General features: G+C 67.1%; 7 protein-coding genes and 1 riboswitch. Of the genes, 1 reads left to right on the top strand and 6 read right to left on the bottom strand.

Going from position 1 to position 6,809, the window contains the following annotated elements; all coding sequences use genetic code 11:
* Positions 1-42: 42 nt before the first annotated feature.
* From Q0S71_RS16585 to glyA, 6 genes are all read right to left on the bottom strand, one after another.
* Positions 43-1,557, bottom strand: a complete 1,515-nt coding sequence (locus Q0S71_RS16585) for a PilC/PilY family type IV pilus protein (protein WP_295998041.1) — start codon at positions 1,555-1,557, stop codon at positions 43-45.
* A gap of 133 nt (positions 1,558-1,690) precedes the next feature.
* Positions 1,691-2,293, bottom strand: coding sequence for a PilX N-terminal domain-containing pilus assembly protein (locus Q0S71_RS16580; RefSeq protein WP_295998039.1), 603 nt, complete (start codon positions 2,291-2,293; stop codon positions 1,691-1,693).
* Positions 2,294-3,247, bottom strand: a complete 954-nt coding sequence (locus Q0S71_RS16575; protein WP_295998037.1) for a PilW family protein — start codon at positions 3,245-3,247, stop codon at positions 2,294-2,296.
* On the bottom strand, positions 3,244-3,825 hold the full coding sequence (gene pilV, locus Q0S71_RS16570; RefSeq protein WP_295998034.1) for a type IV pilus modification protein PilV: 582 nt from the start codon (positions 3,823-3,825) through the stop codon (positions 3,244-3,246). The genes Q0S71_RS16575 and pilV overlap by 4 nt, the downstream gene beginning before the upstream one ends.
* A gap of 160 nt (positions 3,826-3,985) precedes the next feature.
* Positions 3,986-4,453, bottom strand: a complete 468-nt coding sequence (gene nrdR / locus Q0S71_RS16565) for a transcriptional regulator NrdR (protein WP_295998032.1) — start codon at positions 4,451-4,453, stop codon at positions 3,986-3,988.
* A 74-nt stretch (positions 4,454-4,527) separates the two neighbouring features.
* Positions 4,528-5,772: a serine hydroxymethyltransferase gene (gene glyA / locus Q0S71_RS16560; RefSeq protein WP_295998029.1), complete on the bottom strand. Its 1,245-nt coding sequence runs from the start codon at positions 5,770-5,772 to the stop codon at positions 4,528-4,530.
* A gap of 98 nt (positions 5,773-5,870) precedes the next feature.
* Positions 5,871-6,008, bottom strand: a riboswitch (ZMP/ZTP riboswitch).
* A gap of 189 nt (positions 6,009-6,197) precedes the next feature.
* On the opposite strand from glyA, the gene Q0S71_RS16555 reads away from it, so the two are divergent.
* The coding region (locus Q0S71_RS16555; protein WP_295998026.1) for an SDR family NAD(P)-dependent oxidoreductase at positions 6,198-6,809 on the top strand (612 nt) is incomplete at its 3' end.

Below are 6,809 nucleotides of genomic sequence, written 5' to 3'. Positions count from 1 at the left end.
ACCATCGAACCGGCGGTGCCCCGCGCGGTTTTTGATCGATGATCACGGTTTTTGGGTTGGTGTGCCTCGATAGAATTCGGCGCATTCCGAAGTTGCCGGATAGCCGCCGCCGGACGCATACACCACCCTGGGCTGCTGCGTGATCGGCTGGCGGACGCCGCCGGCGTCGCGGGCGACGAACAGCGGCGCCGGGCCGGCACCGGGCCCGACGCGCCACGGCGGCCGGCCGGAAAAATCGAAGCGCCACAGATTGCCCTGCAGGTCGCCGGCATAGGCGTAGCGCACCACGCCGTCCACGCCGGCGACCAGCGCCGGCGCGCCCAGGCCGTTCGGCAAGGCGGCGTCGGACAGCGGCGTGAGCAGGCGGTAGTAATTGACATTCAGTTGCCACGGCGCGCCGCGCGCCTTGTCCAGCGCCAGCAGGAACAAGGCGCCGTTGGCGGCGGCGTTGCGGTGGCCGTCGGCGGCGTAGCTGTTCAGGCCGCCGGGCACGACGGCGAAATAGCGCGCGCCGCCGCCGTCGGTGTCGACGTCGAAGCGGGCGATCTGCGGCAGGCCGACGACGTTGCCGATGTCGGCATCGTCGGCGTCGCCGAATTCCCACAGCGCGCCGCCGCCCGTGGCGAACTGTTGTGGGTCGCTGACGTCGAGCGCGAACACGCCCTGCGCGCCGCCGCCCAGGCCGGCGACCAGCACCGTTTTCCAAGCGCCGTTTAACCTGGCCTCGGCGGCGCTGGCCGGTCCGTCAACGTAGGCGCGGTGCACATAGGCCGGACTGGTCAGCTGGTTCAGGGCGGCCATCAGCAGCGCGGGAATGTAGGCGAATATTTCGCTGCCGTCGGCGGCGTCGAAGGCGTGCAGCATGCCGTCGTTGGCGCCGAGGTAGACGGCGGCGCGGCGGCGCAGGCTGCGTGCGTAAAAGGCCGCGTAGCCGTCGCCCTCGACGACGGCCGACGCCGCGCCGACATACACCGGCGTGGCGTGGACGGAGTCGCCGAGCACGCTGGTGCGGCGGCGGAACGGCGCGCCTTCTTCGCCACGGTCGCCGCGCAGAAAGGCCAGCCGCTGCGCGCCCAGGCCGTCGGCTTGACGATGAGACGTGAACGGCGCCATATCCAGCAAGGCGCGCTGGGCGTCCGTCAGCGCCGGCCACAGGAACGGTATCGTCAGTCCGCTGGCGTCGGACCGGAGCGTGTAGAGCTGGCGCGCCGCCGGCAAGGGCCGTGGCGGCTGGCCGGCGCCGCCGCTGAGGAGGGAGCCGGCGTCCCACAGCGGCAGGCCGGCGGCGGCCTGTGCGCCGTCGACGCTGAACGGGTAGAGGTCGAAATGGCCGCTGCCGTCCGCCGTGTCGAAGCTGGCCTGGAACAGCGCGGCCGTGGGCGATGCCGGCAGCAACAGCGGCGTGCCGCTGGCCGCGCTGCGCTGGCTGGAAGATGCGGTGCATGACGCCGCCAGCGGCTCGGCCGACAGGGGTATCGTCGGCGGAGTGGCGCGGCAGCTAGCCGACCATAACAGTGTCGATGCCAGCGTTACCAGCAGCGCGGATAACAGCGGCAAAGGCAAAAGCCGGCGCAAAATCACTGTGGCTGCGGCTGCGACTGCGACTACGGCTTCGGCCGCGTCTACCGCTGCTACGTGCCCGGTGCACAATCCGGTAGTTCGGAAATCAGTCCATGTCATCACATTCTCCTCACTCAGCTTTTCGATAAACCGATTGCAGCACCACCTGCGTCGCCGGCCGCGCGCCGAAGCCGATGGCCGTCACGCGATAGCAATACGTCGGCGCCGCGCTGGCCTCCTCGCCCGCCTGATGACAGGCCATGCGCTCGATGATGTAGCGCGGCCGCTTGAAGGGTAAAAATCCCTGCCCCGTCTCCATGGCGGCGCCGCTGTACTGGCCATACTCGACCGAATGAGCGCCGTCGTGGGCCAGGTCCAACGCTTGCCACACCGGCACCGCCGCCGGCGCCGCGTGGCGGCACAAGCCCAGGTTGGCGCCGTCGTCACCGACGCCGCAGCCGTCGGCGAAACCGAGCGCGCTGCCGGCCGCGAACATCGCCGCGCGACCCGGCGCCGGAGCGACGCCGCCGATATCGCGCTCAGCATCGCGCAGGCCATCTTCGGCGGCCTGGAACGCGATCTGGCGGTCGCGTTCGGCCCGCGCGGCGCGCTCGCCCTGCAAGGCCATGCGCGCCGCCGACGCGCCCACCAGCAGCACGGCGATCAGCATCAGCAGCGCGGTTATCAAGACCACGCCGCGTTCCGCGCGATACAGGGCGAACAGGGTCGTCATCTACGGCTCCCGGTTGCGCAGCGCGACCGTCGCGCCGAACAGTTGGCGCGCCCGGCGCTGCAAGGGCAAGGGCAAATTGGCTTCGACGATGCGCACGCCGAAGTCGCCGCCGGCCGCGTTCGCATACGCGGCGCCGAACAGGTCGAACCGCCTCAGTTCGCCGTCGGGGCGTGAGCCGGTTTCGCCATGCAGCAGCAAGGCCAGCCGGACGCTGGCGACGCGCTTCCAGTAGGTCTTGCGGTTTTTATCGCGCGCCCGTTCGGCGGCCGTGGCGCCGCTCAAGACCAGGGCCGCGTCGAGCGCGTCGACGGCGCTGGCGTTGACGTATTGATTGGCGATGCCGTCGGGCGGGATGTCGGTGTCTAGCCCGTACAGCACCTGGAAACTGTCGACGCCGCGCACGATGGCGTCCGATCCCCAACCGCCGGCGCTGCGATATTTGCAGTGCAATTCCGCTTCGCCGCCGGCGTCGGCGGCGACATAAAAGATGCTCCAGCCGCGCTGGTCGGGCGCGGCCGGCGCGCCGACGCCGAAGCCGGCGCAGTTGAGCATCGAGCCGTCGCCGTTGCCACCGCCGCCCGTGCCCGCGTAGCGCAGCGCCAGCACGTCGCTGCCGTTGGCCACGGCCGGCAGCGGCAGCTCGATACCTTCGCCGCTATGGCTGACGCTACGCGCATCGAGGCCGGCGATGTTGGCGCTGCTGTCGTCCTCGCGCCCGACCGGCGCGACGGCGCTGTCCCATTCAACATACGCAGCCTGGCGAACCGCCTGGCCGATGATGGCCAGCGCATAGCGGCCGCCGTCGTCGAGCTGCACGCCGGCGCCGTGGCCGAGGAAGCTGGCGTTGGCCGCCACCAGCAGCGCGCCGCCGACCAGCACCACCAGCGCGCCTATCAGCAGCGACAGCATCACTTCGAGCAGCGTCAAGCCGCCCTGCCGGCGCGCGCCGTTCATGGCGCAGGCCCCGGCCCGGCATCGACGGCCAGCGCGACGCCCGGCTGAAAAACACCGCTGTCATCCCTGAGCGGCGTGCCGTCGGGATTTTTTCCGTGCCAGCCGACCTTGACCACCAGCGGCGCGCCGGCCCCGCCGCTGCACGCCCACCGCAGGGCGCCGCCGCTCCACGGACTCTGGTCGCGGCACACCAGCGCGCGGCCGCCGGGCAGGCCGTCGCGCACTTGCAGCTTGAGCTGGTACAGGTCGACCAGCGCCAGGGCCGCGCTGTCGCAGCGCTCGCCGGGGCCCAGGCACAGCACGGCCGGCGGCGCCGGGTCCGGCTCGCCCAGCGCGTCATAGTTCAATCGGGTGTAGCCATTGGCGGCGTCCGGCTGGCGCATCTGCTGCGGATTGGCGCGCATCTGGTCGGCCAGGCTGGACGCCAGTTGCATCGAGCGCGACAGCAGCGCCGACTGATGACGGGTGCGCATCGCCGTCAGCTGCATGGCGCTGCCACCGACCACGCCAAGCGCCATCACCAGCACGGCGATCAGCACTTCCATCAAGGTAAAGCCGTAACGATTGCATGGCCGCATACGCCGCCTCCACATCTGAACTGAATGTGTGAGCAAGTTAGCAGCGGCGCGGACGCCTCGTCTGCGCTGGCGCAAACCGGCGCGCATGGGCGCTGACGGCGGGAAAATTTGGACGAAAAATCAGAAAAACCCGAGCCGGATTTTTTAAGGGGAAATGAAACTAGGCCTTGCGGGGCTTGCGTTCCTGGCCCACTTCGGCGATCGCCTCCTGGAATTCGGCGAGGTCTTCGAAGTTCTTGTAGACCGAGGCGAAACGGATGTAGGCGATCTTGTCGAGGCGCTGCAATTGCTGCATGACGAGCTCGCCGATGTAGCCGGTGTCGACTTCGCGCTGGCCGCTGGTGAGCAGGTTTTCTTCGATGGCGGTGATGGCGGTGTCGACGGCGGCGGCGGCGACCGGGCGCTTGCGCAACGCCAGCATCAGGCTGGCGCGCAATTTGGCGGCGGCGTATTCGGTGCGGCTGCCGTTCTTCTTGACGACGAAGGGCATCACCAGCTCGATGCGCTCATACGTGGTAAATCGTTTATCACATTTCGCGCAACGCCGGCGGCGGCGGATAGCCCCCTCCTCCGATACGCGCGTATCGAGCACCTGCGTGTCTTCATGCTGGCAGAATGGACATTTCATGTGATGACGATTTCCTTGGAATCGAAGCGCCGGCCGGCTGGCCGGCGCCCCTTGCTACTTACTGCGCCAGGCTGTCAGGCATAGACCGGGAAGGCATCGGCCAGCACCTTGACGGCCGCCTTGACGCGTTCGATGGTGGCGGCGTCGTGCGGATTGTCGAGCACGTCGGCGATCAGGTGGCCGACCTGCTGCGCTTCGGTTTCCTTGAAGCCGCGCGTCGTCATGGCCGGCGAGCCGAGGCGGATGCCGGAGGTGACGAACGGTTTTTGCGGATCGTTCGGAATGCCGTTCTTGTTGGTCGTGATGTGGGCCGAACCGAGGATGGCTTCGGCTTCCTTGCCGGTCAGGTTCTTGGCGCGCAGGTCGACCAGGAACACGTGCGACTCGGTGCCGCCGGAAACGATGCGCAAGCCGCGCTCGATCAGCGTGCGGGCCAGCACGTCGGCGTTCTTGACCACTTGCTGCTGGTAGAGCTTGAACTCCGGTTGCAGCGCTTCCTGGAAGGCGACGGCCTTGCCGGCGATCACATGCATGAGCGGGCCGCCCTGGATGCCGGGGAAGATGGCCGAGTTGATGATTTTCTCGTGCTCGGCCTTCATCAGGATGATGCCGCCGCGCGGGCCGCGCAGCGACTTGTGCGTGGTCGAGGTGACGAAGTCGGCGTGCGGCACCGGGTTCGGGTACAGGCCGGCGGCGATCAGGCCGGCGTAGTGGGCCATGTCGACCATGAAGTAGGCGCCGACGGCCTTGGCGACGGCAGCGAAGCGCTCGAAGTCGATCTTTTTCGAGAACGCGGACGCGCCGGCGATAATCAGCTTAGGCTTGTGTTCCTTGGCCAGCGCTTCCATGGCGGCGTAGTCGATGTCTTCTTCGGCCGTCAGGCCGTAGGACACCACGTTGAACCACTTGCCGGACATGTTCAGCGGCATGCCGTGGGTCAGGTGGCCGCCTTCGGCCAGCGACATGCCCATGATGGTGTCGCCCGGCTTGAGCACGGCGAAGAACACGCCCTGGTTGGCCTGCGAGCCGGAGTTCGGCTGCACGTTGGCGGCCTCGGCGCCGAACAGTTTTTTCACGCGGTCGATGGCCAGCTGCTCGACGACGTCGACGAATTCGCAGCCACCGTAGTAGCGCTTGCCGGGATAGCCTTCGGCGTATTTATTGGTCAGCTGCGAGCCCTGCGCTTCCATCACGGCGGGCGAGGTGTAGTTTTCCGACGCGATCAGTTCGATGTGGTCGTGCTGGCGCGTGTTTTCTTTCTGGATGGCGCCGAACAATTCCGGGTCGACATGGGCGAGGGTGTGATCTTTTGCGAACATGAAAAAACTCCAATCGTGTGATGAGTAAGCGTGTTGCTGGCAGGTGGATCGATGAGGTAGGCCGATAGCGGATAGACAGCCTCGTCGTGCTTTCCATCGCGGGCTGCCCAGGCGAACGGCGATTGAAATCTCACGTTCCCCGGTGGATGCCCACCTTTCGCCGCAGGTCGCTCCGCAGGGTGCGTTGCACCAACAAAGGGAGGATATGCCGCTTTTCGCCAGTTACGTGAGACGTAATGGAAGCCAAATTGTAAGTTATGTGCCAGATTAGAGCAAGGCGGGTATTGACATATACATAACGTCAACGCCAATTTTAGATGGCGGCGGGGGCAAGTCTGCCATTTCGGCTACAATTTTGCTCGATAACGCCGCACCGGTCGCTCCACTTTTATCCAATTTCCTTCAACTTCGTCACGGGATAGCTCATGAACGTCTTCATCACGGGCGCCAGCGCCGGCTTCGGCGCCGCCATGGCCCGCACCTTCGTCGCCAACGGCCACACGGTGCTCATCAGCGCGCGCCGCGAAGAACGGCTGCAGGCGCTGGCCGCCGAACTGGGCGAGGCGGCCCGCGTGGTCGTGCTCGACGTCACCGACCGCGCCTCGATCCAGGCCGCGCTGGACGGCCTGCCGCCCGCGTGGCAGCGGATAGATGTACTCATCAATAACGCCGGCCTGGCGCTCGGCACCACGCCGGCCCATGAATCGTCGCTCGACGACTGGGACACCATGATCGCCACCAATTGCAGCGGCCTGGTCGCCATGACCCGCGCCATCCTGCCGGGCATGGTGGCGCGCGGCAGCGGCACCGTCATCAACCTGGGCTCGGTGGCCGGAACCTATCCGTATCCGGGTGGTAATGTATACGCGGGCACCAAGGCCTTTGTCCACCAGCTCTCGCTCGGCATGAGGGCGGATTTGCTGGGGAAGAAGGTGCGGGTGACGAGCATCGAACCGGGCATGGTCGAGACGGATTTCTCCCTGGTGCGCTTCAAGGGTGACGAGGCCAAGGCGCGCGCCGTTTACCAGGATTTCCAG

The organism is Rugamonas sp. (assembly GCF_025354735.1).
GTDB lineage: Bacteria > Pseudomonadota > Gammaproteobacteria > Burkholderiales > Burkholderiaceae_D > Rugamonas.
The sequence above is the reverse complement of the archived record's forward strand: the minus strand, read 5'-3'. Positions and strand labels throughout refer to the sequence as shown.